The organism is Tahibacter sp. (assembly GCF_032229445.1).
GTDB lineage: Bacteria > Pseudomonadota > Gammaproteobacteria > Xanthomonadales > Rhodanobacteraceae > Tahibacter.
The window spans coordinates 1-25,060 of record NZ_JAVTWC010000134.1; the positions used below are offsets into that span (position 1 = coordinate 1).

The window sequence follows — 25,060 nt, forward strand, 5'->3', positions numbered from 1 at the left end:
GTGATCGCTCAGAACCACAGGTTCTGATCACTCTGAACGCCCAACGGGCCGGACGAAGAGTGATCGCTCAGAGCCACTGGTTCTGATCACTCTGAACGCCCAACGTGCAGCACCGGCCGAACGCGAAGCGTTCGGCCGGGGTTGTGGAGATCGGGTGCTGAGTACAAAAGCGCGGACAGCAAGGAGAGTTGAAGGCCTTACTTGGCCTGCAATCTCACCGCACCGTCGACGCGAATGGTTTCGCCGTTGAGATAGCGGTTCTGCAGGATGAACGCAACCGTCGCGGCGAACTCCTCCGGCTTGCCCAGGCGCGACGGGTAGGGAACTTGCGCACAAAGTGACTGATATACGTTTTCCGGCATGCCGTCGACCATGGGCGTGTGGAATACGCCGGGCGCGACGGTCATGACGCGCACGCCGATCCGCGCGAATTCGCGCGCCATTGGCAGGGTCATCGCGATGACGCCACCCTTGGAGGCGGAATAGGCGGCCTGGCCAATCTGGCCTTCATACGCGGCGATCGACGCGGTGTTCACGATGACGCCGCGCTCGCCGTCCTCACCCGGCGCGTTGTGCTGCATGAGGTCGGCGGCGCCCTTGGCGACGTTGAACGAGCCGATGAGGTTGACCATTACCGTGGTAGTAAAGGTCTTCAGCGGCATCGGCGCCTCCTTTCCGAGCACGCGTCCGGCACCGAGGATGCCGGCGCAGTTGATCGCGGCGTTGAGCCCGCCCAGGGCTTCCCTGGCCGCCCTGAGATTCGCGACGACGGCCTCTTCGCTGGTCACGTCGGTGCGGAAGAACTGCGTGGGTCCGCCGAGTGCGGCTACGGCCTGCGCGCCTTTCTCGTCGTTGACGTCCAGCAGCGCGACCGTGCCGCCGTGCGCGACGATATGTTGTGCGACAGCGTAGCCCAGTCCCGAAACGCCGCCGGTGATGACGGCCTTGACCTGATTGAGTTCCATGCAGATGGCTCCGTAGCGGGATGCGCGACGCCGCGCAAAGGCGCGATTGTAGTTCAGCCTGTCGCGTCCGCGCGCGCGCGGCAGGCTGCCGCTTGAAAACGGACTGCGGTCACGAGCTCGGGACAACTCCAAGGAGAAAAAGGGTTGGCCATCTTTTTCTCTGCGACCGGCTATAGCTCGCGCAGATAGAACGTGTCGCAGCTGAAATGCCCGGTACCACCGAGCGCGCCATCGATGCGCTGGAATCCGGCCTTGAGGTAAAGCGCCTGGGCCGCGTCCATGCCGCGCAGGGTTTCCAGATAGCAGCGCCGGTAGCCGAGTTCGCGCGCAGCGGCAATGCAGCGCTCGATCAGCGCGCGGCCAGCGCCCTGTCCGCGCAGCGCGGGAAGGAAGTACATCTTGCGCAATTCGCAGGTGTCCGCATCGCCGCCGATCAGCGCGGCCACGCCGCCTCCGCCGAGCACATTGCGGTCCTGCTCGACGACGAAATACGCCGCACCGGGTATCGCATATGCCTGCGCCATCGTGTCGACTTCGGCGTCATGGATCGCGAAGCCGGGGCCGCTGGCACCGAACTCGGGCATGACGGTACGGATGATGGCGGCGATGGCGGGGTTGTCGGCGGGTGAGATGGTGCGTATCGAATACATGGCAGGGAGAAGGGGGTTGGGGAGGGCGGGGGGAAGCGGAGCATCTGTCGGCGCAAGCGATAGCGCGGCGGTACGGCAGTGGTGCGCGTAGTTCAATCCGCTGCACGTAGTTCAGAGCGGCCGGCGGAAATCGAGGTCATAGCGCGTGCCGTGAACGAGTACATGCAGGCGCAGGTTGGTGATCGAGATCGGTGCCTGCGGTCCGGCTTCCGTGATGTTGGTAGGGCCGACGTCGCTGGGATCGACGAGCGTGATGCCGCCGTGCCCGACGACCTCCAGCACGTTGTCCGGACCGATGAAAGCGGCAGTATCCGCGTCGAGGCCGAGGCCTAGCGCGAACGGATTGAGCGCCAGCGCGCCGAGCAGGCGGCCTATGCGGTCGCTCGCAGCGCCGCCCTGGTCGATGACCACGCGGTTGGTCAGGCCCAGGCCCGGCGCGAGCGTCACGGCACCCATACGCGGAGTGGCGCCGGACTCTCCTGACGCGAGCATGTGCTCGGTCAGTACGGCGGCGCCGGCGCCGAGTCCGGCGATGGGCGTGCCGTCGGCATTGCGGCGGCGCAGCAGCTTGGCCAGGCTGGTGCCGCCAACCAGGGTCGTGAGTTTCAGCGGATGGATCGTGGCGAGCACGATCAGGTCGGAATTCTCGATAGCGCCAAGCGTTTCGGGGCGTTCCGCATCGGCGCGTGAGGCCAGGTGCACGCGGCGCACGCCGCCGGCACCGTGGGCGAGCAGGGCGGTCTCGATCTCGTCGAGCGCACGTGCATCGAGCTCGCCGGCGACGAGAAAGCATATTTGTGCGCGCTGTGAACAGATGGACAGGAGTCGGTGCGTCAGGCGCTGTTCGGTGTCGAGGCCCGCGAAGACGCCGATGGCGATCAGGTGGCCACGGGATTGATCAGGAGCTAGGCGAGCGGGCACGGCGACTTCCGGTGACGGTGGTGCCGCGATGGTAGCAGTGCGTCCGGTCCTGCGCGTGCGATGCGGGCGTACAGCGATGCGGCGGGCGCCGGCGCCGTGCGCCAGCGCCCGCCACTTTCACCCGTTCAGTTCGGATAGATCGTGCACGTCACTTCGTTGATGCTGCGGCTGACGCAGGTGATACGCCCGGAGCCGGCACCGCCCATGATGATGTCGATGCCGTTGCGCGCGGCCCAGTCCTGGAATGCGCTGGCCGTCCACGCGGCGTTCGAGCCCAGGTTCCAAGTGCGGTTGCTGAAGAACTGCAGCGCGTTGCCGTAGCCGTTGGGCAGCACGATGCCGCTGGGATCGACGACCTGCCGCAGCGTTACGTCGCCGCTCGACGTGTCGTAGCGCACTTTCGCGTAGCCGCCGTCCTTCATTGGCACGAACAGGGTGACCTGGCCGGAAACCTGCTCGGTCAGCCTGTGGGCACCGGCGACGCCCGACATGGAATCCGGATCAAAGATCTGCGCCGCCGGGCCGTTGCCGAGCGTGGAGAAGTAGTCGTGCACGAAACCGTCGATGCTGCCGGGCTGGTCGCCGAAGGCGAGGTCATAGCTCGTGGCCGGGAAATTCGGATACATGTTGCTGAAGTAGGGGCTGAAGGAATAGCCGCGCAGGTCGATCGGACTGCCGCGTCCCGGGGTCGCGCCGTTGACCGGGATCATCGCGGTGCTGACCGGGTCGACCGTGCTCGGCGTGCCGCGAGTACTGCCCGGACGCAGCTCGATCGTGCCGCCGCCGGCGGGCTTCAGGTATACCGAGCCGTCGCCGCGGATGACCGCGGTGAACGCAAGACTGTTGTTGTTGCGCCGATACAGGTCGCCCGCCGTGTTGACGTAGCTACGCAGTCGCGTATCGGTCGGTACTTCGTAGCCGCCGTTCTGCACGCCCTGTTCCGGATCCCAGTTCAATGCGACCGTACGAATCTGGCCGTTGGCCAGGTTGTACACGTAGGCCGCGCTGTCGCGCACGCGCGGATATTGTGTGACGGCCTTGTTGATGTAGTCGCTGGTCGTCGAGCACGTGTTGCAAAGAATCGCGTAGTACTGGCCCACAGTGCTGACGGAATCGTCGATGACCGTGTTTGCGATGGGTGCGTTCTCGGTGGAGTCGGCACGCAGGCCGGTGCTGAAGGTCAATGTGGCGGCGAAGGCTGAAATGCTGAGCCAGTGGCGCAGCGCGGAACGGGTGCGTTGCATACGGAAATCTCCATGGATGTTCGTACTGGGCAACTCGGCGTTGCCGCGACGGCCGTCCCTGATCGTCCGTTTACGGTATGCCGGGATTCGTGGACACGAGGCGGAATTCAGGCACCGGCGCGCGAAGGGGCGAGCGGCTTGGCGCAAGGGGGGATTTGCGACAGCGGCGGTATGCGGCCCTTCGCGGCCGATGGGTGGTTTCGCGCCATGGGCGTGCGATGTCTTGTTCTGCGATGACTCCTGTATTGCGGTGTTGACCGAAACAGAATGGTGTTGAGTGAGTGGACATATATGCCCTTTGATTTAAAGATGGGACACTAAAATAAAACTGTCAATCGAACTCACCGTGCGGTGCCATGGGAATGGTTGAATAGTCGATTTGATTTGTTTTAGAACAAACAAATATTGCGGTTATTGCAAATAAAAAGCGCAAATTTTTAGCTGCAAATAGCACAAAAAAGCGAAAATACATCACGTTGTTCTCGTATCTCGAATTTCCTATGTATGCTTATGAAAATTCATGCGACAGCTCGGGGTCTGCCGACGTCGCCAACGATCGCGGCTCTCTGGGCGGATGCGCGCGCTGGGATCCTCCCTGCGCGTAAGCACTTCCTTGGCAAGGCGGCGGCCAAAGAAGCGTGAGGCACCGGTTCGGCCTGATGCCCAGTTGCTTCGAAACGGCAGCGGTTGCACCGTGCTGGACGCGCCGAGGCGGCGGGTCATACGGTCCAAGGGTGAGGCTGTCGACTCTCGCCGTAGCGGCGTCTCGCAGGGGCGCCCGTGGGCATTTGCCGGCCGACGACTCCGGTTGTGTGCAGCTAGCTGCCGATCTCGATTTCCTCGATGCCGAGGTAGCGATTGATGGCCTGGCTGGCCGCAGCGACCAGAGGCTGCAGCGGTGCGGCGTTCAGCGCCGCCCGGTCGAGATTCTCCATCCAGCCGAACAGCGATTGGCGCAGTTGCTCGTCGGTGCGCACGCGCTGGTGGATGTCGGCGAGGATGTGCCGGTATTCGCTGCTGGTCGGGCTGCTGCCCACTGCATTGAACAGGGTGCCGAGCGCGGTCATGAACTCGGTCGCCGACGAGTCGAGCCCGAAATCCTCGGGCCGGTATTCGAGATAGGCGCGGCTCGCATCCGCGTAGACGCGGAAGCTGACCTTGGCCAGCGAGTGATACAGGGGTTCCTCGGAAATCAGCACGAGCAGCAGATGTTGCGGATTGGCGACGGCCGTTCCCTGCGCGGACACCCATTCGCGCGTCTGCGCGAAGTGATAGAGGCGGATGTGGTCATGGAAGTCTGCCGCCTGGAGCTGGTCGAGAATCAGCAGCGTGCGTGCTCCCTCGGAGTAGGCGCAGGCCTCGCTCATGCTGCGTTCGAACGCCGACAACGGTGCTTCCAGCGCATCAGCGTTCACACCGTCTTCGGCGAGCACGATAGCCGTGGGTGCCGGCTCGGTGCCGCTGAAGTCGTGATAGAGCAGGTGCGGGTAGTCCAGCGCGTGTCCCAGCGCATTGGCCAGTGCGGTCTTGCGCCGGCCCGAGTTGCCGACGATGTTGAGGCAGCGCAGGTGCGCCTGCTCCGCTTCGAACAGGCAGCGCAGCGGATAGTCGTAGTCGTCGTTCGACTCGAAGCCGAACTCGGCGAGTTTCTTGCGCAAGCTCATAAGCGAGGAGAGAGGGCAGAGAAGTGAGGAAAGAGCGAGGGCAGAGCGTAGCACTGCCCGGCCGCCTCTCCTCGCTCTGCTGCTACGCCGCTGCGGATAGCACGAACGAAAGCGCCCGCTTGCGCGGGCGTGTCCAAAACGTCTTCCTGTTTTTCGGTGTTCCCCGACTGTCGGAACACCTGCCCAGCGCAGCTGGCCGCTTCCTGCGGCCTTGTTGCGAGCGGCTGCGCCGGGTAGATGCAAGGGGTCGACAGTGGTGCGACGAAAGCGAAGTGCGAAAGCGTCACGCCGAAGCGCGCGGCCTTTGCTCGTTCCTCACTTCTCCCGACTCATACCTGCCTTCAGGCGGCTTTCGCGTCGGCGCTCTTGCGCGGACCGTTGATCAGCGCCTGGCGGACGCCGTCGACGACGAGGTCGACTTCAGCCTCGGTGATCGTGAAGTGCGGCGTGAAGCGCAGCGAGTTGATGCCGCCGTGGATCACTCCGAAGCCATGCTCGCGCATGAATTCCTCGGTGCTGTGCGTGCCGTAGCACTTGAACTCGGCGCTGAGCTCGCAGGAGAACAGTAGGCCGGTACCCTGCACCTTCGTGATGTAGCCCGGCAGCTCGGCCTTGAGCGCCTCGAGCTTCTGCACGAACTGCTGGCCGCGCTCACGGATATTCGCCTGCACCGCAGGCGTGAGCTGGCCGAGTACTGCCACGGCCACGTCCATCGCGCGCGGGTTCGTGGTCATGGTGTTGCCGTAGATGCCCTTCTTGTACAGGCTGGCGGCGCGTTCGCCGACGGCGAGCACCGACAGCGGATACTGGCCGGCGTTGAGCGCCTTGGAGAAGGTTTCCATGTCCGGCGCGGCGAGCTTCTCGAAACCCGGGTAGTCGATGACCGAGAGCACGCCGTGGGCGCGCAGGCCGGCCTGGATCGAATCGACGAGGAACAGCGAGCCGTGCTTTTCGGTCAGCTCGCGCGCGACGGCGTAGAACTCCGGCGTGACCGAGCGTCCCGGATCGCCTTCGCCCATGACCGGCTCGAGGAACATGGCTTCGATGAACCAGCCGTTCCTGTCGGCGTCGGCGAAGATCTGACGCAGCTGCTCTGCATTGTACGGTTCTACCGTCAGCAGGCTCGACTCGTCGCGGAAGCTGGCCAGATGCTGCGCGTAGGTCTTGCGGCTCGAGTCCGAGTACACGGCAGGGCGTTCGGTGCGGCCGTGGAATGCACCCTTGACCGCGAGGCGCTTGATCGTGCGGCCCGCATGGCGGCCGCCGGCATCGGTCATGAGCTTGGCGTTGACGTCGGCGATGCGGCAGGCCAGCGACACCGATTCGGACCCCGAATTCAGGCAGAGGAAGCGCGTATACGGACAGCCGCCGCGGCTGTTGCCGATCGCCGCCTTGAGCGCGGTGGCGAGCTTTAGCTGGGAAACGTTAGGGGTCATGACGTTGGCCATGACCTGTGGACGACTCATGGCCTCGATCACGGCGGCCGGCGCGTGGCCGAAGCCGAGCATGCCGTAGCCGCCGGAGTCGTGCAGCACGGCGCCCTTGAGCGTGACGACCCATGGGCCGCAGGCGGCGAGGGCCACGTACGGATTGACGGAATCGTCGGAGTAGAAGTTGATGAAGTCGGCCTGGATCTGGCGCATCTGCGCGGCTTCGTCGAGTGCGATCAGCTGCGGCATTTCGGCCTGCAGTTCGACGAAGCGCGCGTGGGCCTGGGAGACGGCATCGACGAGATCGGGCGAGGTCGCGGCAAAGCGCAGCAGGGTCGCGTCGTCCAGACCACGGGTGCGCGCGGCAGCGCCGGCGTTGCGCAGGACATTGAGTTGATCGATCAGCGACATGGCGGGCTCCAACGAAACAGGCAGACACGCGCAGGTTGGCGCGGGTCGGACACGATTGAGGGCGCCGGTCGGCGCGAGGTGGCGGGAGTCTAGCAGAGCATATTGGTCGGGCCCTGGTGCCGATTCATGGCTGCCGGAAGGGACCAATTTCGGCGTGCGTTCCTGCCCTGTCGCGCGTCGCGGATGACGATTGTCAACTGCAAGTGCTGATGCTGCCAACTGGGGGCGCCGGCTCCCGCGAATTACGCTGGGATCACATTCGGGAGATTCGCGATGACGGCGGAAACGGTGGCGCAATTGTGTGCGGCGAGCAAACGTCGCGGTACGGTGCAGGCATTGGCCGGAGTCGATCTGGCGATCGCGCGGGGTGAGGTCTATGCGCTGCTAGGCCCTAACGGCGCGGGCAAGACGACGGCGATTTCGCTGCTGCTGGGCCTGCTGCGACCGGATTCAGGCGAGGTGCGCCTGTTCGGCCTGCCGCCGCAGGACCTGGCCGCGCGGCGCCGCATCGGCGTGATGCTGCAGAGCGCCGGGCTGCCCGATACGCTCAGCGTCGGCGAGCTGATCGCACAGGTGCGCAGCTACTATCCGCAGCCGCGCAGCCTGGCCGACGTGGCCGCGCTTGCCGGCATCGAGACCCTGCTCAATGTGCGTTACGCGCGCCTGTCGGGCGGTCAGCAGCGGCGTGTGCAGTTCGCGCTGGCGCTGTGCGGACGGCCGGACCTCCTGTTCCTCGACGAACCGACGGTCGGCATGGATACCGAATCGCGCCAGCAATTCTGGAAAACCATCCGTGAGCTGGTTGCCGGTGGCTGTGCCGTGGTGCTGACCACGCATTATCTGGAGGAGGCCGAGGCGCTGGCCCAGCGCGTCGGTGTGCTGGCGCAGGGCCGCCTGCTGGCCGAGGGCAGTCTCGACGCGATCCGCGCCCGAGTCGGCCAGCGCCAGATCCGCTGCATCAGCACCCTGACGGCGGAGCAGGTGCAGGCCTGGCCGCTCGTGCATAGCGTGCAACGCGAGGGTGACTGGCTGCGCATCGTCACGCCGCGGCCCGAACCGGTGCTGCGTGAACTGTTGGCTGCCGACAGGGAACTGCGAGATGTGGAAGTCCAGCGCGCTGGATTGGCCGAAGCGCTGCAGACCATTGCCCGGGAGGCCGCGTGATGAACGCCCTGATGTTCGATGCGATTTCGCGCTCCAGTCTTGCACTCGAGGCGCGGCTGGAATTCCTGCGTCTGCTGCGCACGCCGAGTTTCGCCATACCGGCGCTGCTGTTCCCGGTCATGTTCTATCTGCTGTTTGGCGTGTTGCTGGCGAAACCGGGCGCGTCGCTGCAGGTCGCGCACTACCTGATGGCGACCTACTGCGTTTTCGGTGTCATGGCGCCGGGCCTGTTCGGCTTCGGCGTCACCGTCGCGAGCGAGCGCGACAAGGGGCTGCTCGCGCTGCGCAGCGCGCTGCCGATGCCGCCGTTGAACTACGTTGGAGGCAAGCTCGCCATGGCCATGCTGTTCGCGGCAATCATCTTCGCGATGCTCGCGCTGGCTGGCGTGCTGCTGGGCGGCGTGCGCCTGCCGGCATCGCAGTGGCTGCTGCTCGGCGGGGTCATGGTGTTCGGCGTGCTGCCGTTCTGCGCGCTCGGCCTACTGATCGGCAGCTTCGCGAACGGTCAGGCCGCGCCGGCCATCGTCAACGTGATCTACCTGCCGATGGCGCTGCTGTCGGGTCTGTGGTTCCCGCTCAAGCTGCTGCCGGCGGCGTTCCAGGCGCTGGCGCCGGTCTGGCCGGCCTGGCATCTGGCCCAACTGGGGTTGATGAGCATCGGCCAACCCAGCAGCGGCGCCCTGTTCGGCCACGTCGCCTATCTGGCGACCTTCACGCTGCTGGTAGGGTATTGGGCCGCGCGGCGTTTGCAGCACGAGCCCTGAGGACGCATCCATGGCAGCATCGCAGCTCATGAGCCTGTTCGCCCATCCCCAGGTGCTGGCTTGGCGAGACCGTCTGGTTCCGGCCGAACTCGGCATGGGCTGGGCGCCGTTCGTGTCGCTGAGCTATCTCACCTTCCTGTTCCTGCCCGTGCTGGTGCCGCGCATCGCCGGGGCGACATGGCTGCCGATGACGCTGCTGGCCACGCTGGTGTTCCTGCCGTTGTATTTCCGCGCGTACTGGGCGCAGGGGCGGGAAACCGTGCTTCTCATCATCGCGATGTCAGTGCTGGCGATGCCGCTGGCATCGCTCAATCCGTTTTCCAACACCTTCGTGATCTTTGCCTGTGCGTTCGCGCCGCACCTGGCTTCGCTGCGCAATGCACTGCTGCTCGCGCTGGGTGTCACGGCGGGCTTCTCGCTGTTCATACTGGCCATCGTGCGCGGCGCGCCGCTGACCGTTGGGATCACCTACCTGGTTGGCGCGGCCTGCTTCGTCGGTTCGTACTTCATGCGCGAAAACCAGCGCAAGCAGGTTGCGCTGCGCCTGTCGCACGAAGAAGTGCGCCGCCTCGCCGCGCTGGCCGAACGTGAACGCATCGGCCGCGACCTGCACGACCTGCTCGGCCATACCCTGTCGCTGATCACCCTGAAGTCGGAGCTGGCCAACCGCCTGTGGGATCGCGACCCGCATGCAGCGCGGCAGGAAGTGCGCGAGGTCGAGCGCGTCGCGCGCGACGCGCTGAGCCAGGTGCGCCGTGCCGTGACCGGCATACGCGCGGCCGGGCTGGCCGCGGAAATGGTCTCGGCCAAGCTGCTGCTGGAATCCGCTGGAGTCGCCTTCCACTATGAACTCGGTCGCGAGCCGCCGCCGCCGGCGATCGAGACCTGCCTCGCGCTGGCCGTGCGCGAAGCCGTGACCAACATCCAGCGCCACGCCGAGGCGTCGCGCGCGACCGCGCGGCTGATGTCCGAAGGTGATGATCTGCTGCTCGAAGTGCAGGACAACGGCCGCGGTGGCGACATCGTTCCGGGCAACGGGCTCAGTGGCATGCGCGAGCGCCTGCGAGCGTTGGGTGCGGAGCTAAGTGTGGATTCGGTGCGCGGGCAGGGCACGCGCCTGTGCGTGCGCGTGCCGCAGGCCTGTCTCGCGGCGGCCGAGGGCGAACTGGTGCGTGCACATTGAGTCATCCCATGCCAGCCGATACCCTGCTGTGCACGTCGCCGGCAAGGTCTCCGCATCGATGATTCGCGTTTTGCTGGCAGAAGACCAGGCCATGGTGCGCGGTGCGCTGTCCGCGCTGCTCCGTCTCGAAACCGACATGGACGTGGTCGCAAGCGCCGCTGACGGGCTCGAGGCATGGCGGCTGATCGGACAGCATGCGCCGGATGTCGTCGTGACCGACATCGAGATGCCCGGCCTGACTGGCCTGGAACTGGCCCAACGCGTGCGCGAGCGCGGGCCACCCTGCAAGGTCGTCATCGTTACGACCTTCGCGCGGCCTGGCTACCTGCGCCGCGCGCTCGAAGCCGGCGTGGTCGGCTACCTGCTCAAGGACGCGCCGGCCGAGCAACTGGCCGAAGCGCTGCGCACGGTGCACCGCGGCGGCCGCGTCATCGATCCGCAACTGGCGGTCGACGCGTGGAGCGAAGCCGATCCGCTCAACGATCGCGAGCGCCAGGTATTGCGCCTGGCCGGCGAAGGACTGTCCGCTGGCGAGATCGCCGTGCAACTGCATCTGTCGCAGGGCACCGTGCGCAACTATCTGTCCGAGGCAATCGGAAAGCTCGGCGTCGGCAATCGCATCGAGGCCTATCGGCTCGCGCGGCAGAAGGGCTGGTTGTAGCGCTACGCTCCGTCGCGCGGCTATTCCAGCAGTGTGGCCTCCTGTGGCAGATTGCGCCGGCCGCCGCGTACGACGCGGGCGGCAGCGACGATACCGACGCTACGCGTCAGCACGGGAGCAGCAGATGCAGACGGCAGCACGAAACGGACTTCGCGGCGTGCGACACATAGCGACGGCCGGCCTGCGCGCCTGCGCGCTCGCCGCGGCCCTGTGGGCGCTGCCGGGATGGGCCTGCGGCCCGGATTTCCCGCACGAACTGCTTTCGGATCGTCACGCCAGCGTTTACGAGCTGGTGGAAGGTACGTTTGATTTCGAGGCTTCGCGGCTCGCGCCGAAGTCGGCCACCGAGCTCAAGCCGAACGAAAATCCCTGGCAGGCACCTGGCGAATCGCGCATCGAACTCGAACAGCGCGAGCTTGGCGAAGCCGGTTACGCGAAAGTCGAAGCCATGCGCCTGAGCATCGACGACGAGCAGGCCTGGGCCGCGGGCGAAGGCTTGAGTGAAGAAGTTCGCTTGTATACGGGTGGCGCCCGGGCATTTCAGGCGGGCGACACGGTGATTGCGCTGCAGCGCTTCGACGCGGTGCTCGCGTTGCCCGCCGAGCAACAGCGCAGTCGCGGGCTATGGGCGCGCTACATGCGCGGACGCGTGAATCTCATGCAGGCCGCCGGCGGCGCCGGTGTGGGCGAGGCAGAAATCGCCGCCGCAGTGACGGCGGCGGAGCAGGATTTCCAGGCCGTGCGCGCGGCGGTCGCCGCGGGCGCGAGCGATCCGCTGGGTCTCGCGGTCGCGAGCTATGGCGAGGAGGCTGCACTGCAACGCGCGCGCGGCAACCTTGCCGGGGCGGTCAGGCTCTATGCCGAGCAGGCCGCGCACGGTTCGGCCTCGGGTCGCGCCTCGCTGCTGTTCGTCGCGCGCGACCTGTTCGCCGACGATGCGGCGCTGCGCGCGGCACTGGCCGATCCGCTGCTGCAGCAACTGCTCGCGAGCTACGTCTACACGCGCACCAGCGAGTTCGAAGGCACTGACGAGACGGGCCAGCCCAAGCCCCAGACCGCCGCGCTGGAGCGCTATTACGCGGCCATCGAAGCCGATACCGCCGGCACCATCGGCGGTGTCGATCGCGTCGCCGCGGCCGCCTATCGCAGCGCGCGCTATGAGCTGGCCGGCACGCTGGCCGCGCGCAGCCAGACCGCGCTCGCGTACTGGGTGCGTGCCAAGCTCGCGCTGCGCGCCGGTGACGACAAGACGGCGGCCGACGCGTATGCGCAGGCCTCGCGCGCGTTTCCGCGCGACGAGGACTGGGGGGTGAATCCGAACGAAGGCTACAGCTACGAAGGCCTCAAGCCGGCCTGCCGTGTCGATGGCGAACGCGCCATCCTGGCCCTGGGCCGTGGCGACTATGGCGAGGCATTGCGCCTGTTCCATGCGGGTGGCGGGCAGTACTGGATGGACGAGGCGCAGGTCGCCGAACGCGTGCTCAGCGTGGACGAGCTCAAGCGCTACGTCGACACGAACGTGCCCGAGCCCGCCGTTGCGCCAAAGGCGAACGACGACGGATGGACGCCGCCGCAGCCCGACGCGCAACTGCGCGCGCTGCTCGGACGTCGTTTGCTGCGCACCGGCCGTTACGCCGAGGCTGTGGCGTACTTTCCGCCGATGCTGCGCGACACCGCAGCGGCCTACGCGAAGGCGCGCCTGGATGCGCCGAAGCAGGGTCGCATCGAGCGCGCCGAAACCCTGTTCCGCGCAGCCAGACTCGCGCGTGAATCCGGCATGGAACTGCTCGCGCTCGAGCTGGCGCCCGACGCCGCGCTGTTCGAGGGCTCGTATGAGCTGACCGATCCGACATTGGACACCCAGGACAGGGACCTCGTCGGCGCCGACGAAGCGCAGCGCGTCATCGCGAGCCGGCCGCAGCCGGTACGGCGCTTCCACTACCGCTTCGTCGCGGCCGATCTCGCCAACCAGGCCGCCGACCTCGTGCCGGCCCGCTCGCAGGCCTTTGCCGCGATACTCTGCAGCGCAACCGGCTGGCTGATCAACCGCGATCCTGCGCAAGCGCGCAGCTATTACCGGCGCTACGTCGACCACGGCCCGTACGTGCCCTGGGCCGCAAACTTCGGCAACCACTGCCCCGCGCCGGATTTCGTCGGCGCAGCCAAGCGCCTGCAATTCGAACGCGTGCGCTGGGCCAAGCAGATCGTGCGCCGCTATGCGCCATTCGTCGCCGGAGGCGCGCTGGTCCTGGTGGTCGGCTTCGTGTTCTGGCGCCGGCGCAGGACGAAACCGGTCGGATAGCGGATAATCGCCGGCCGGCCGGACCGTGAATCCGGCGCGCCACGGTATAACCAGAGTGAAGAAATCCGATTTTCGTTTCGACCTGCCGGTCGAACTGATTGCGCAGCAGCCGCTGCCGCAGCGCTCCGCCAGCCGCCTGCTCGTGCTCGATGCGGTGGCCGATACGCTGGCCGACCGGGGTTTCGGCGACGTGGTGGACTGCCTCGAGCCCGGCGACCTGCTCGTTTTCAACGACACGCGCGTATTGCCGGCGCGCCTTTTCGGACGCAAGGAATCCGGCGGCGCCGTCGAGATCCTGATCGAACGCGTCACCGGCTCGCATGAGGCGCGCGCACAGCTGGGCGTGTCGAAGAAACCGCGGCCCGGCGGCCGCATCGTGCTGGCCGACGGCACTGAAATCGAAGTGCTCGGCCGCGACGGCCCGTTCTTCAACCTGCGCTTCGATACCGCGGAACCGCTCGAAAAGGTACTGCTGCGCCTCGGCCGCATGCCGCTGCCGCCGTACATCCAGCGCGACGCCGACAGCGACGACGACGAACGCTACCAGACCCTGTTCGCGCGCGAGCCGGGAGCCGTTGCCGCACCGACTGCAGGACTGCATTTCGACCAGCCCCTGCTCGACGCGCTGGCCGCGCGCGGCGTTGCATTCGGCCATATCACCTTGCACGTCGGCGCTGGCACCTTCCAGCCGCTGCGCAGCGATGAAGTCGGCGAGCACGTCATGCACCGCGAGTGGCTCAATGTCGGCGCCGAACTCGTCGAGAAAATGCGCCGCACGCGCGCCGCGGGCCACCGCGTGATCGCGGTCGGCACGACGGTGGTGCGCGCGCTCGAAAGCGCGAGCCGCGATGGCGAGGTCCTGCCGTTTGCCGGCGAAACGCAGATCTTCATCTTCCCCGGCTACCGCATCACCAGCGTCGACGGCCTGATCACGAATTTCCATCTGCCGGAGTCCACGCTGCTGATGCTCGTATCGGCCTTCGCCGGTCGCGAGCGCGTGCTCAATGCGTATCGGCATGCGGTGGGCGAGGGCTATCGCTTCTTCTCGTACGGCGACGCGATGCTGATCTGGCCGCCGCGGGACCGGGCAGGCTGATCACCAGCAACAGGTATTGCAGCGGGCACGGCCCGGTACGAAACGCGAACGAAGAGCCATGAAATTCGACATCAGCCATACCAGCGGTCCGGCCCGCCGCAGCCGGATCACCTTTCCGCGCGGCACGATAGAAACCCCGGCTTTCATGCCCGTGGGGACCTACGGCTCGGTCAAGGCCATGCTGCCGCGCGACATCAAGGAAATCGGCGCCGAGATCATTCTCGGCAATACCTTCCATCTGTTCCTGCGCCCGGGCCTCGACGTCATCGGCGAGTTCGGAGGGCTGCACGATTTCATCGGCTGGGACCGGCCGATCCTGACCGACTCGGGCGGCTTCCAGGTGTTCTCGCTCGCGCACAAGCGCAAGATCACCGAGGCGGGTGTCACGTTCGCCTCGCCGATCGACGGCTCCAAGGTGTTCCTGAGTCCGGAAGAATCCATGCGCATCCAGCGCGTGCTGAACTCCGACATCGTCATGATCTTCGACGAGTGCACGCCGTATCCGGCGACGGAGAAGCAGGCGTCGGATTCGATGGAATTGTCGCTGCGCTGGGCGGAGCGTTCGCGCCGCGCGCACGAAGGCAATCACAACGCGCTGTTCGGCATCGTGCAGGGCGGCGTCTATCCGGGCTTGCGCGCGCGCTCGGCGGCCGGGCTGCAGCAGATCGGCTTCGATGGCTACGCGGTCGGCGGCCTCGCCGTCGGCGAGCCCGAGGCCGAGCGCAACCACACGCTCGATGCGACCGTGCCGCTGCTGCCGGCGGACAAGCCGCGCTATCTCATGGGTGTGGGCCGGCCCGAGGACATCGTCGAAGCGGTGCGTCGCGGCATCGACATGTTCGATTGCGTGATGCCGACGCGCAACGCGCGCAACGCGCACCTGTTCACGCGCCACGGCGTACTGCGGCTGCGCAACGCGCAATACGCGCGCGACACGCGACCCATCGACGAGGCCTGCGGCTGCCATACCTGCGCCTCGGGTTTCAGCCGCGCCTATCTGCGCCATCTGGACAAGTGCAACGAGATCCTCGCCTCGCAGTTGGCGACGATCCACAACCTGTATCACTACCAGGAACTCATGGCCGGCTTGCGCGTGGCGATCGAACAGGACCGGCTCGAGGATTTCATCGCGGAGTTCTACGCGCTGCGCGCGGGGTAGGCTTGCGGAAGGGCGGTGCAACGCCGTGTCGTTCGACAAATCGTCGTTGCGCGCAGCGAGCGCAGGTCGCGCCGAGCGTTACGCCATCCGCGAAATCTCCGTGCCGACCGCCGAGCGATACCGATGCAGAAGCTGAGGATCCTTCACGTCGGACGAACCTCCTGCATGTGCGACAGGCGGCTCGGATGCGTGCGCGCGACGAGTTCAGCGACCGCCCAAGGCGGTCCATTGGGACGAAGCGTCAGGCCGCAGGGCGCGCATGGAAGTTGCCTTCCTTCCGGATGCGGGCGTAGGCGGTGTTCGACTGCGCTCGATAGCCAGGCCCGACTAGTACCGGGTTCAGAACGAGTCCGTCGCAGATTAAAGTGGTTTTCGAACTCGAGCACTCCGGTTTCGAGCAGCAAGGGCGGTTCATCAAACAGCTCGTTTAGCGGTGTAGTGAGCGCACGAACCGCATATGCGCTCTTGCTCTCCTTGTCCAGAAAGACAGCAAACGTCTTCCCGTGGCGAAGATAGATCCACCGATTGAGTCGTAGCGTCCGGAGGGCAGCCACGACCGTCGGTTCGACGGCTTGGCCCTCGGAAGCGAGTTCCACGAGAGCGGCGTCGATCAGCTTCGGATCCGAACACACCAGCGCACGAGCATCGTGTCCGCGAGAACGCGGAGGAGGACAGTCTTGTAGCCTTCGATGAATCGGAGGGCCTGGTCACGTGGCAGGAGCATGTTCGGGTTCTGTGGCCTGCAGTCTGAGTTGAGACGCGCCAGGAAGCGTCAGCGCGCCGGCGGCACTAGCGCGATGCAGTCCACCGGGCAGGGCACGAGACAAAGCCCGCAGCCGGTGCACTCGTCGGACAGTATCGAATGCATCACCTGCGGCGCGCCGAGGATGGCGTCGACCGGGCAGACCTGGATGCACTTGGTGCAGCCGATGCAGATGGCTTCGTCGATCAGCGCGACGGTGCGCGGCGCTTCGCGGCCGTGCTCGGGATTCAGCGGTTTGGGCTCGCGCCCCAGCAGCGTGGCCAGCGAGCGGATGCCGGCGGCGCCGCCAGGCGGGCATTGGTTGATGTCGGCATCGCCGCTCGCGATCGCTTCGGCATAGGGGCGGCATCCGGCGTATCGGCATTGACCGCACTGGGTCTGCGGCAGCAGCGCGTCGATGCGATCGACCAGCGATGCCGGCGGTGCTGGGTGCTGCGACGGTGCCAGCAGTCGCAGTGCCGCGACGAATACGGCGGTGAGCGCCAGCGCCGCGAACAGCCCGGACAGCATCAGGCGACAATCCCGACCAGGCCTAGGCAGGCCAGTGCCAGCAGTCCGCCGTTGAGCAGCAGTACGGGCAGGCCACGGAACGATGCCGGTACGTCGCGCGGCTGCAAGCGCGATTCGAGCCCCGACAACAGCAGCAGGCATGCGGCGAACGCGGCACCGAGCGCGAAGGCAATCCACAGACTGCCCGCCAAAGCACCCGCGTTCGTCGCGCTACCCGGTGCGACGTTGAGCACGGCCGCGGTGCACGCAATCAGCCACCAGCGCGCCTGCGCGAGCGATGCGCGCCAGCGCACCAGCGCAACGGCGCTCAGCGCGGTCGCGGCAGCGACGCATGGCAGCACGAGGAATCCCGTCGGATGCAGCAAGGCCAGTGGACGCAGGGCCGCGTGCAACGACCACAGGGCTGCTCCGGCCAGCGTGGTGACCAGCGCGACCAGCACGCCGTGCAGTGCGAACTCGCGCAATGCCGGCAGCGATGTGGTTGCCGCTGTCGTCAGTGGCGCCAGCAGCAGGCGATTGGCTAGCGCTGTCGCGATGATCAGCCCGATGAGCGCGTCGGCGTCCATCCGGGCCTACTTGACCGGCATGCCCGCCGCCGCGCCGGGGTCGACATCGAGCAGATGCAGATCGTCGCCGCCGCTGCCGGCGGACAGGATCATGCCTTCGGAGACGCCGAAGCGCATCTTGCGCGGGGCCAGGTTGGCGATGAAGACGACCTTGCGGCCGACGAGTTTTTCCGGCTCCGCATACGCGGCACGGATACCCGAGAAGATCTGCCGCGTACCGAGGTCGCCGGCGTCGAGTTCGAAGCGCAGCAGCTTGTCCGAACCCTCGACGAAGGCGCAGGCAGTGACGAGGCCGATGCGCAGGTCCAGCTTTGCGAAGTCATCGATGCCGATGGTCGCCACGGCGTCGGGTGCCGGTGCGGCGGGCTTCATCGCGGCGACGGGTGCGGCGACTGCAACGGGCTTGGCCGGCGCGGCGGTGTGGGTGGCGGCCGCATCGGCGTTCGGTTGCAGGTCTTCCTTGCTGGCTTCGATCATGGCGTCGATCTGTTTGGGGTCCACGCGGGTCAGCAGCGGCTGGAACTCGCGCAGGCAGTGGTTGAGAAGGGGCTGAGTGATGTCGTGCCAGCGTTCGGTCGGGCTGGCCAGGAAATGCTCGGCGCGCTGCACCGTTGCCGGCAGTACCGGCTTGAGGCAGGCGGCCAGCACGCGAAACAGGTTCAGTCCCTGACTGCATACGGCGAGCAGTTCGCTGTCGGCACCTTCCTGCTTGGCGATGACCCAGGGCTTCTTGTCGTCGATATAGCGGTTGGCCTCGTCGGCCAGCGCCATGGTCTGGCGGATCGCGCGGCTGAACTCCCCCGCGTCATAGGACTGCTGCACCTCGTGCGCGGCGGCGACGAAGCGCGCGTACATGGCTTCATCGGGCAGCTCGCCCGCGAGCACGCCGGCGAATCGCTTGTTGATGAAGCCGGCGCAGCGGCTCGCGATGTTGACGAACTTGCCGACGAGATCCGCATTCACGCGCGCAACGAAGTCGTCGAGGTTGAGGTCGAGGTCATCGACGCCGGCGCCGGTCTTGGCGGCGAAGTAATAGCGCAGATATTCCGGATCGAGACCTACATCGAGGTAGGTGCGTGCCTGGATGAATGTGCCGCGCGACTTCGACATCTTCGCGCCGTTGACCATCAGATAGCCGTTCACATGCAGCGCCGTGGGCGCGCGATAGCCGGCGCCGTGCAGCATCGCAGGCCAGAACAGGCCATGGAAGTTGATGATGTCCTTGCCGATGAAGTGGTGAAGTTCTGTGGCCGGATCGAAGTCGGCGCTGTCGCGGCGCAGGAAGGCGTCGTAGTCGGTGGCCTGCAAGGGGTCGTACGTGTTCGCCGCTTTCTTGCCGCTTTCGCACAGCGCCTTGAAGCTCGCCAGATAGCCGATCGGCGCGTCGAGCCAGACGTAGAAGAACTTGCCCGGCGCATCCGGGATGGCGAAGCCGAAATACGGCGCATCGCGCGAGATGTCCCAGGCGCGCAGCTCGCTGTCCAGCCATTCGCGCAGCTTGCCCTTGACGCTGCTGTGCGCGCTGTCGCCGGCCAGCCACTCGCGCAGGAAATCGCTGAAGTGCGCGACTTCGAAGAAGTAGTGTTCGGATTCGCGCAACTCGGGCGTTGCGCCGGACATGACCGAGCGCGGGTTCTTCAGCTCGGTCGGCGCGTAGCTCGCGCCGCAGTTCTCGCAGTTGTCGCCGTACTGGTCGGGCGTACCGCAATTCGGGCATTCGCCTTTGATGTAGCGATCCGGCAGGAACATGGACTTGAGCGGATCGTAGAGCTGTTCGATCACCCGCGGTGTGATATGTCCGCCCTGGCGCAGCCGCTGATAGATCTGCTCGGCGAGCTGGCGGTTTTCTTCGCTGTGGGTCGAGTGGTAGTGATCGAAGGCTATGCCGAAGCCGGCGAAATCGCTTTCGTGCGACTGCTGGATCGGCACGATGAAATCTTCCGGCGCGACGCCTTCCTTTTCCGCCGCGAGCATGATCGGCGTGCCGTGCGCGTCGTCCGCGCAGACGAAATGGACGACACTGCCGCTCATGCGCTGCGCGCGGGTCCAGATGTCACCCTGCGTATAGCCGACCAGGTGCCCCAGATGCAGCGGGCCGTTGGCATAGGGCAGGGCGCAGGTGACGAGTAGGCGACGCGGTGAAGTCATCCGTGGGCTTCCGGGGCTGGGTGTTGCGGCGCCGCATTATGGCATGCGGCAGCACCCTCACCGATCAGCCTCGACGTTCACCGCGTTCGCTTCTGGAGCCCCCTTGAGCCCAACGGGTCGCGCGGCCAGGCGCGCGGCGCCTGACGATGTCATGGCGATCTGGTGCAGGGCACACGAGGGATACGGGTTTCGTTGACCGCGCCGCTCAGAAATTCCTGCATCCCGCCTGCACCAGACGCGGCTGCAGTTTTTCCTGGATATCCAGGCAGCTCTTGGTCAGGTCGGCGCTCTTGAACTTTGCCCCGTTCATGGCGACAACGTACTCGGAACGCAGGGTTTCGCGGTCCTGCGCCGACAGCGCGCCGCTGTTGACGCACTGGCGCAGTTTCTCGGCGAACTGATCGCACTCGATGCTGCCGGTTGGACGGATCTTCGGCATGTCACCGGGGCGGTCGGCGTTGTCGAGTTCGATCGGGCCGCGTGCGACCGGGCCGCGCGAGGCGGCGCTGCTGGCGGGCCAGCGCGGATCATGGACGGCGGCCTGGGGGGTGGCAGCGTTCTTGGCGTCAGCGTTGGTACTGCTGGCCGGCGGCGGTGCATCGCTGGAGCAGGCGGCGAGGAGGGTGCACAGGGCGAGGGCAAGCGGAGCGTGGAGGCTGTAGCGCATGGGAGTCCTTGGAGGCAGAAGGCGCGGCGCGCAGGATGCCGGCGTCGGCAATGGATCGCAAATGCGGCGGCCGCGACAGGGGCCGGCTCTGCGGAGCGGGCGGTTTGACACTACAATTCGCGCCGAAAGTTCCCAGGAGCAACTGATGACCCAGGTTACCGAGGCCCTGGTACGGCAGGCGTTGGCCGCCGTCCAGGACCCCCACACCGGCAACGATATCGTCGCGAGCGGAGCCCTGCGCGCCGTCGGCGTCGATGGTGCACGCGTGTCAGTCGATGTGCAGCTGGCCTATCCGGCGGCCGGCTGGCAGAACGCGCTCGCGGCGCAGATCAAGGAGGTTCTGGAAGCCTTGCCGGAGGTGGAGTCCGCGGTCGCGACCGTTTCGTTCCGCATCTACGCGCATCAGGTGCAGAAGGACCTCAGTCCGCTGCCCGGCGTGCGCAACATCGTCGCCGTGGCCTCGGGCAAGGGCGGCGTGGGGAAGTCGACCACGGCCGTGAATCTGGCCCTGGCGCTCGTGGCCGAAGGCGCGCGAGTCGGCGTGCTCGATGCCGACGTCTATGGCCCGTCGCTGCCGATGCTGACCGCGACCTCGGGCAAGCCCGACAGCCCGGACGGGCAGAACTTCAATCCCAAGCGCAACCACGGCCTGCAGATCATGAGCATCGGCTACATGATCGAAGAGGACACGCCGGTGATCTGGCGCGGGCCCATGGTCACGCAGGCGCTGATGCAACTGGCGACCAACACGCTCTGGGACGAACTCGACTACCTCGTCATCGATTTCCCGCCCGGCACCGGCGATATCGCGCTGACCCTGGCACAGCGCATTCCCATGAGCGCGGCGGTCATTGTCACGACGCCGCAGGACATTGCCCTGCTCGATGCGCGAAAGGCGCTCAAGATGTTCGAGAAGGTCGAGGTCCCGGTTCTGGGCATCATCGAGAACATGGCCACCCATGTGTGCTCGAATTGCGGCCACGAGGAACCGATCTTCGGCCACGGCGGCGGCGAGCGCATGGCGCAGCAGTACGGTGTGCCGCTGCTCGGATCGCTGCCGCTGGACATGCGCATACGCAGCGAGGCCGATGCGGGTACGCCGAGTGTGGCCGCCGCGCCGCAGTCGGACATCGCGCTGCGCTACCGCGACATCGCGCGCCGTCTCGCCGCCCGCCTGTCGCTGCAGGCGCGCAACAAGGCGATACAGTTTCCCAAGATCGTGATTCAGAATACCTGAGAGGGCGACGCCAGCTTTTGCAATTTCGCTTCTGCGATCGGCACCAGATCTCCATAACCCTGGCCGAACGCGTAGCGTTCGGCCGCCCCCTTAACTTAAGGGGGCTCAGAAGGCGCGAGCATGCGGCGTTGGCTTCTGGACCTTTTCTTCGGTCGCGGGTGCGGCTGTCGCTCCGCTCTCACTACTCTCCACTCATTTCTACGGTTCACCGATTCCGATGACCATCAAGTCCGACAAGTGGATACGCCGCATGGCTGAGGGCCAGGGCATGATCGAGCCGTTCGAGCCGGGGCAGGTTCGCCAGAATGCTTCGGGTGGCCGGCTGATTTCCTACGGCACCTCGAGCTACGGCTATGACGTGCGGTGCGCCGATGAGTTCAAGATATTCACCAACATCAACTCCACCATCGTCGACCCGAAGGCCTTCGATCCGAAGAGCTTCGTCGACATCAGGAGCGATGTCTGCATCATCCCGCCGAATTCCTTCGCGCTTGCGCGCACGGTCGAGTTCTTCCGCATTCCGCGCAGCGTGCTGACGGTATGTCTGGGCAAGTCGACCTACGCGCGCTGCGGCATCATCGTCAACGTGACGCCGCTGGAGCCGGAGTGGGAAGGCCACGTCACGCTGGAGTTTTCCAACACGACCACGCTGCCCGCGAAGATCTACGCCAATGAGGGCGTGGCGCAGATGCTGTTCTTCGAATCCGACGAGGAATGCGAGACCAGCTATGCCGATCGCGGCGGCAAGTACCAGGGCCAGCGCGGCGTGACCCTGCCGCGCACCTGAATGCCACGCGTTGCAACGGTCCTCCACTGCGCCGCCCCAACTGCTGCACCGGTGCGTGCGGTGTTACGCTTTGCTTCCTTACCTCGTTTCCCATGACCCAGGACAGCCTGATGCACTACCGTGCCCTGAACCGGATTCTGCGTGGATCGCTGCTGGCGCTGATTTCCGCGCTGGCGCTCGCCGCCTGCGGCGGCCGTGCCCGTCCCGATGCCGTCGCGGCGCCGAATATTCCGGCCAGCTTCGACGTGACCCTGATCGCCGACAAGGACGGCCAGTACGACCTCGATGGAGCGACCCTGCCCGAAGAGGACGTCAAGGGTCACCTGCGTTACCTGCGCGACCAGAACAAGCCTGCGCAGAGCGTGTTCCTCAAGCGCGTCGGCAAGCAGAAGATGACCGAGCGCCATATCCAGGGCCTGGCGCGCATCGGCCTGGAACTGAAGGTGCGTACCTACCTGCAGGAGAAGGAAGGCATGGAGATCACCGAAGTGCGCACCGAGTCCCCGACGAAGTAACGCGTTCCTTCAACCCACCGCCGCGGCGCCGACGTCGCGCAACCCGGAGTCGACGATGAAACGTATCCTGCTCGCGCTGTTCGCTACTTTCGGCCTGGCCTTCGCTGCGTACGCGGCCAAGGACTTCAAGGACGGCAACGCCTATGTCAAGGCGGTGGACACGGAACAGTTCCTGTTTCAGGGCAATCCGCTGGGCAAGAACATGCTGCTGGGCTCGTTGCAGGAACTCAAGGACGACGGCAAGTTGACCGGCGTCGTGCTGCGCAATCCCGACAAGGCCAGCGCCCAGCACAAGCATCTGCTCAAGGTGATTGCCGACTATCTGCAGATCCAGGCCTATAGCGGCGATGGCAAGAACCTGCAGCCGCTGACCGAGTGACGACGGCGGTTGCGGCATTCCCGGGGACCGTGCTGCCGTTACTGCCGGCGAGCGCCGCAAGCCTCGAACTTCTGCCGGATCACGTTGTCGTTTCTCTCCATGCGCGTTAGTTCATTCCGAATTGCGTTGTCCGTGGCGGCGCTGTTCGCCAGCGCCTCCGCCTCCGCGGGCCCGATCACCTGGGCCCGCGAAAAACTCGGCCTGAAGCCCGAGCCACCCAAGGCCGGTGTCGTCACGGCCCAGCCCGGCGCCATCACGCTTCTGCTCGATCAGCCTACGCGACTGCCGGTCGACGCGACCGCTCCCGAAGCCGAGTTGCCGCGCGGTCGCAGCTATTTCCGACGCGTCGAACTCAGCAAGCCCGTCGACGAGGCGCTGATCCGGGTCCGCGTCATCGCCCAGGACTCCGCCGCCACCAAGAGCCGCACGGTCTTCAAGCCGCTGCTCTATCTGCTCGACGACGAAGGCAACGTGCGCGAGACCGTCGCCGTCGACCCGCTCAGCATCGACATCCGTCCATTCCAGACCACCGAACTGGTCGGCTGCGTGAAGGTCAGGCAGCTCAGCCGCTTCCTGGTCGCGACGACCGAGAAGGACGTGGGCAAGGCGTACGAGTCCGGTGCGCGCAGTTCGGTCAAGGCCTCGTCCAAGGGCGGGTTCTACTATTCGACCGACCCGGTCAAGGTGAAGCTGCCGTATGCAGCCACCGGCGAGATCGTGCTCACGGTCAGCACGCCCTCGGCCAAACTCTGCGAACCGGCCACGGCCGAAGCCGCCAAGGACGGTGAGAAAAAACCCGACGGCAAGCCCGCATCGGCAGGCTGATCGGTGCGACTTTGTAGCAAAAGCAATAATTCCTGAATTTGCCTAGTGCGTGGATCCGCGCTGCCGGGTTGCCTGGGCCATGCGCGTTTTGGCATCCTCGCCGGACAGGGGCTTGAAGGAGAATGCGATGAAGCCTTCTACGCCACGGATCTGTTGGTCGCGTCTGCTGTGGTCGAGCCTGGCACTGTCCGTCACCGCGCTGCTGTCGGCGACGGATGCTGCAGCCGCTGGGCCGGTTGCCTATGTCGGCGACGGCGGATCGCCCGACTGGGCGCGCTGGAGCTACGGCCCGGTGCGCAATGACGAAGTGCAGCAGGTGACGTTCCAGCTGCACACAGGCAGCGCCGCTGCCGATCCCGACATGCATTTCGCGTTCGGACTGCGCGGTGGCGCGGCGATCGTGCCCTGTCCCATCAACGATGCGCCGCAATTCGCCAATGGCTGTCCGCTTGGTCGCGGCATCACGTTCGGCCACGTGCCCGACGGCTTCGGCACCGGCGGTACCTGCAGCGGCATCGCAGTGGAGCATTTCAGCCTTGGCTATGCGGGTGACAAGGCCATCGTCGCGGGTTCCTGCGTGCCGTTTCCGATACGGCCTGATCAGCACTTCGCGTTCATCGTTCGCGCGAGTGCGGACAACGTCAGCTGGATACTGCTCGAACTGAGTTGGCTGCCGACGCACAACGCGCAGACCGGAAACACCGAGCTCATGCCTGCCTGGAATTCCGTCGCACGCGGCGGCTGCATCGAGACCGCCGGGCGGCCCTGTCCCGAACTGGCCGAAGTCGACCAGGACTACGGTGACGTGTTCGTTGCCTCGGGCTTCGTCAAGGAAGGCAGCTTCTGGAAAGTCGAGGACCTTCGGGTAATAAGTTACTGACGCCGCGTGTGTACGAGTACGGCTTTTGCAGTCGACAGCAGATTTCCACAACCCCGCCAAACGCTGCGCGACTGGCCGGTCCGGCCCGTTGGGCGTTCAGAGTGATCAGAACCTGTGGTTCTGAGCGATCACTCTTCACCCGGCCCGTTGGGCGTTCAGAGTGATCAGA

23 protein-coding genes are annotated in these 25,060 nt (G+C 66.0%); 13 read left to right on the plus strand and 10 right to left on the minus strand.

Annotated elements, in window-relative coordinates; all coding sequences use genetic code 11:
- Positions 1–197: 197 nt before the first annotated feature.
- From RUU78_RS25140 to RUU78_RS25165, 6 genes are all read right to left on the minus strand, one after another.
- Positions 198–965 carry an SDR family oxidoreductase gene (locus tag RUU78_RS25140; RefSeq protein WP_313920607.1) on the minus strand — a complete coding sequence of 256 codons (768 nt, stop codon included), beginning with the start codon at positions 963–965 and terminating at the stop codon, positions 198–200.
- Between the two features lie 170 nt (positions 966–1,135).
- Positions 1,136–1,615, minus strand: coding sequence for a GNAT family N-acetyltransferase (locus tag RUU78_RS25145; protein ID WP_313920608.1), 480 nt, complete (start codon positions 1,613–1,615; stop codon positions 1,136–1,138).
- 111 nt (positions 1,616–1,726) lie between these two features.
- Positions 1,727–2,536, minus strand: coding sequence for a cyanophycinase (locus RUU78_RS25150; RefSeq protein ID WP_313920609.1), 810 nt, complete (start codon positions 2,534–2,536; stop codon positions 1,727–1,729).
- Between the two features lie 125 nt (positions 2,537–2,661).
- Positions 2,662–3,780 carry a hypothetical protein gene (locus RUU78_RS25155; RefSeq protein ID WP_313920610.1) on the minus strand — a complete coding sequence of 373 codons (1,119 nt, stop codon included), beginning with the start codon at positions 3,778–3,780 and terminating at the stop codon, positions 2,662–2,664.
- A gap of 818 nt (positions 3,781–4,598) precedes the next feature.
- On the minus strand, positions 4,599–5,438 hold the full coding sequence (locus tag RUU78_RS25160; protein ID WP_313920612.1) for a hypothetical protein: 840 nt from the start codon (positions 5,436–5,438) through the stop codon (positions 4,599–4,601).
- 347 nt (positions 5,439–5,785) lie between these two features.
- Positions 5,786–7,285, minus strand: coding sequence for an aminotransferase class III-fold pyridoxal phosphate-dependent enzyme (locus RUU78_RS25165; protein ID WP_313920613.1), 1,500 nt, complete (start codon positions 7,283–7,285; stop codon positions 5,786–5,788).
- A gap of 273 nt (positions 7,286–7,558) precedes the next feature.
- Here RUU78_RS25165 and RUU78_RS25170 point away from each other — a divergent pair, with 273 nt between their 5' ends.
- From RUU78_RS25170 to tgt, 7 genes are all read left to right on the plus strand, one after another.
- On the plus strand, positions 7,559–8,449 hold the full coding sequence (locus RUU78_RS25170; protein WP_313920614.1) for an ABC transporter ATP-binding protein: 891 nt from the start codon (positions 7,559–7,561) through the stop codon (positions 8,447–8,449).
- A complete protein-coding gene (locus tag RUU78_RS25175; RefSeq protein ID WP_313920616.1) occupies positions 8,449–9,213 on the plus strand; it encodes an ABC transporter permease in 765 nt (254 codons plus the stop codon). The genes RUU78_RS25170 and RUU78_RS25175 overlap by 1 nt, the downstream gene beginning before the upstream one ends.
- Before the next feature lie 10 nt (positions 9,214–9,223).
- On the plus strand, positions 9,224–10,396 hold the full coding sequence (locus RUU78_RS25180; RefSeq protein ID WP_313920618.1) for a sensor histidine kinase: 1,173 nt from the start codon (positions 9,224–9,226) through the stop codon (positions 10,394–10,396).
- A 58-nt stretch (positions 10,397–10,454) separates the two neighbouring features.
- A complete protein-coding gene (locus RUU78_RS25185) occupies positions 10,455–11,057 on the plus strand; it encodes a response regulator transcription factor (protein WP_313920619.1) in 603 nt (200 codons plus the stop codon).
- A gap of 157 nt (positions 11,058–11,214) precedes the next feature.
- On the plus strand, positions 11,215–13,359 hold the full coding sequence (locus tag RUU78_RS25190) for a hypothetical protein (protein ID WP_313920620.1): 2,145 nt from the start codon (positions 11,215–11,217) through the stop codon (positions 13,357–13,359).
- Positions 13,360–13,414: 55 nt separating this feature from the next.
- Positions 13,415–14,455: a tRNA preQ1(34) S-adenosylmethionine ribosyltransferase-isomerase QueA gene (queA, locus tag RUU78_RS25195; protein WP_313920621.1), complete on the plus strand. Its 1,041-nt coding sequence runs from the start codon at positions 13,415–13,417 to the stop codon at positions 14,453–14,455.
- 58 nt (positions 14,456–14,513) lie between these two features.
- A complete protein-coding gene (gene tgt, locus RUU78_RS25200) occupies positions 14,514–15,614 on the plus strand; it encodes a tRNA guanosine(34) transglycosylase Tgt (protein WP_313920622.1) in 1,101 nt (366 codons plus the stop codon).
- 772 nt (positions 15,615–16,386) lie between these two features.
- Here tgt and rsxB read toward each other — a convergent pair.
- From rsxB to RUU78_RS25220, 4 genes are all read right to left on the minus strand, one after another.
- Positions 16,387–16,887 (minus strand): electron transport complex subunit RsxB, encoded by a 501-nt coding sequence (rsxB, locus tag RUU78_RS25205; RefSeq protein ID WP_313920623.1) that lies wholly within the window; start codon positions 16,885–16,887, stop codon positions 16,387–16,389.
- Positions 16,887–17,453, minus strand: coding sequence for a hypothetical protein (locus RUU78_RS25210; RefSeq protein ID WP_313920625.1), 567 nt, complete (start codon positions 17,451–17,453; stop codon positions 16,887–16,889). The genes rsxB and RUU78_RS25210 overlap by 1 nt, the downstream gene beginning before the upstream one ends.
- A gap of 6 nt (positions 17,454–17,459) precedes the next feature.
- Complete coding sequence (gene metG / locus RUU78_RS25215) at positions 17,460–19,601, minus strand: methionine--tRNA ligase (protein WP_313920626.1); 2,142 nt, start codon at positions 19,599–19,601, stop codon at positions 17,460–17,462.
- 205 nt (positions 19,602–19,806) lie between these two features.
- The gene (locus tag RUU78_RS25220; protein ID WP_313920627.1) at positions 19,807–20,268 is read right to left on the minus strand and encodes a hypothetical protein; all 462 of its coding nucleotides are present in this window, start codon (positions 20,266–20,268) and stop codon (positions 19,807–19,809) included.
- A 61-nt stretch (positions 20,269–20,329) separates the two neighbouring features.
- On the opposite strand from RUU78_RS25220, the gene apbC reads away from it, so the two are divergent.
- From apbC to RUU78_RS25250, 6 genes are all read left to right on the plus strand, one after another.
- Positions 20,330–21,505 (plus strand): iron-sulfur cluster carrier protein ApbC, encoded by a 1,176-nt coding sequence (apbC, locus tag RUU78_RS25225; protein ID WP_313920628.1) that lies wholly within the window; start codon positions 20,330–20,332, stop codon positions 21,503–21,505.
- Between the two features lie 217 nt (positions 21,506–21,722).
- Entirely contained in the window at positions 21,723–22,292 is a 570-nt protein-coding gene (gene dcd / locus RUU78_RS25230; RefSeq protein ID WP_313920630.1) for a dCTP deaminase, read from the plus strand.
- A gap of 110 nt (positions 22,293–22,402) precedes the next feature.
- Entirely contained in the window at positions 22,403–22,807 is a 405-nt protein-coding gene (locus RUU78_RS25235; protein WP_313920632.1) for a hypothetical protein, read from the plus strand.
- Between the two features lie 55 nt (positions 22,808–22,862).
- Positions 22,863–23,186: a hypothetical protein gene (locus RUU78_RS25240; protein WP_313920634.1), complete on the plus strand. Its 324-nt coding sequence runs from the start codon at positions 22,863–22,865 to the stop codon at positions 23,184–23,186.
- Positions 23,187–23,318: 132 nt separating this feature from the next.
- Complete coding sequence (locus RUU78_RS25245) at positions 23,319–24,011, plus strand: hypothetical protein (RefSeq protein ID WP_313920635.1); 693 nt, start codon at positions 23,319–23,321, stop codon at positions 24,009–24,011.
- Positions 24,012–24,138: 127 nt separating this feature from the next.
- Positions 24,139–24,891 carry a hypothetical protein gene (locus RUU78_RS25250; RefSeq protein ID WP_313920637.1) on the plus strand — a complete coding sequence of 251 codons (753 nt, stop codon included), beginning with the start codon at positions 24,139–24,141 and terminating at the stop codon, positions 24,889–24,891.
- Positions 24,892–25,060 lie beyond the last annotated feature (169 nt).

Bases quoted from the DNA above. Each gene is read 5' to 3' on its own strand.
- RUU78_RS25140 (WP_313920607.1), bottom strand. From the start codon at position 965: ATGGAACTCAATCAGGTCAAGGCCGTCATCACCGGCGGCGTTTCGGGA.
- RUU78_RS25250 (WP_313920637.1), top strand. From the start codon at position 24,139: ATGAAGCCTTCTACGCCACGGATCTGTTGGTCGCGTCTGCTGTGGTCG.
- RUU78_RS25220 (WP_313920627.1), bottom strand. From the start codon at position 20,268: ATGCGCTACAGCCTCCACGCTCCGCTTGCCCTCGCCCTGTGCACCCTC.
- apbC (WP_313920628.1), top strand. From the start codon at position 20,330: ATGCGGCGGCCGCGACAGGGGCCGGCTCTGCGGAGCGGGCGGTTTGAC.
- rsxB (WP_313920623.1), bottom strand. From the start codon at position 16,887: ATGCTGTCCGGGCTGTTCGCGGCGCTGGCGCTCACCGCCGTATTCGTC.
- RUU78_RS25180 (WP_313920618.1), top strand. From the start codon at position 9,224: ATGGCAGCATCGCAGCTCATGAGCCTGTTCGCCCATCCCCAGGTGCTG.
- RUU78_RS25210 (WP_313920625.1), bottom strand. From the start codon at position 17,453: ATGGACGCCGACGCGCTCATCGGGCTGATCATCGCGACAGCGCTAGCC.
- dcd (WP_313920630.1), top strand. From the start codon at position 21,723: ATGACCATCAAGTCCGACAAGTGGATACGCCGCATGGCTGAGGGCCAG.
- RUU78_RS25165 (WP_313920613.1), bottom strand. From the start codon at position 7,285: ATGTCGCTGATCGATCAACTCAATGTCCTGCGCAACGCCGGCGCTGCC.
- RUU78_RS25235 (WP_313920632.1), top strand. From the start codon at position 22,403: ATGCACTACCGTGCCCTGAACCGGATTCTGCGTGGATCGCTGCTGGCG.
- RUU78_RS25155 (WP_313920610.1), bottom strand. From the start codon at position 3,780: ATGCAACGCACCCGTTCCGCGCTGCGCCACTGGCTCAGCATTTCAGCC.
- metG (WP_313920626.1), bottom strand. From the start codon at position 19,601: ATGACTTCACCGCGTCGCCTACTCGTCACCTGCGCCCTGCCCTATGCC.
- RUU78_RS25175 (WP_313920616.1), top strand. From the start codon at position 8,449: ATGAACGCCCTGATGTTCGATGCGATTTCGCGCTCCAGTCTTGCACTC.
- RUU78_RS25145 (WP_313920608.1), bottom strand. From the start codon at position 1,615: ATGTATTCGATACGCACCATCTCACCCGCCGACAACCCCGCCATCGCC.
- RUU78_RS25185 (WP_313920619.1), top strand. From the start codon at position 10,455: ATGATTCGCGTTTTGCTGGCAGAAGACCAGGCCATGGTGCGCGGTGCG.
- tgt (WP_313920622.1), top strand. From the start codon at position 14,514: ATGAAATTCGACATCAGCCATACCAGCGGTCCGGCCCGCCGCAGCCGG.
- RUU78_RS25170 (WP_313920614.1), top strand. From the start codon at position 7,559: ATGACGGCGGAAACGGTGGCGCAATTGTGTGCGGCGAGCAAACGTCGC.
- RUU78_RS25240 (WP_313920634.1), top strand. From the start codon at position 22,863: ATGAAACGTATCCTGCTCGCGCTGTTCGCTACTTTCGGCCTGGCCTTC.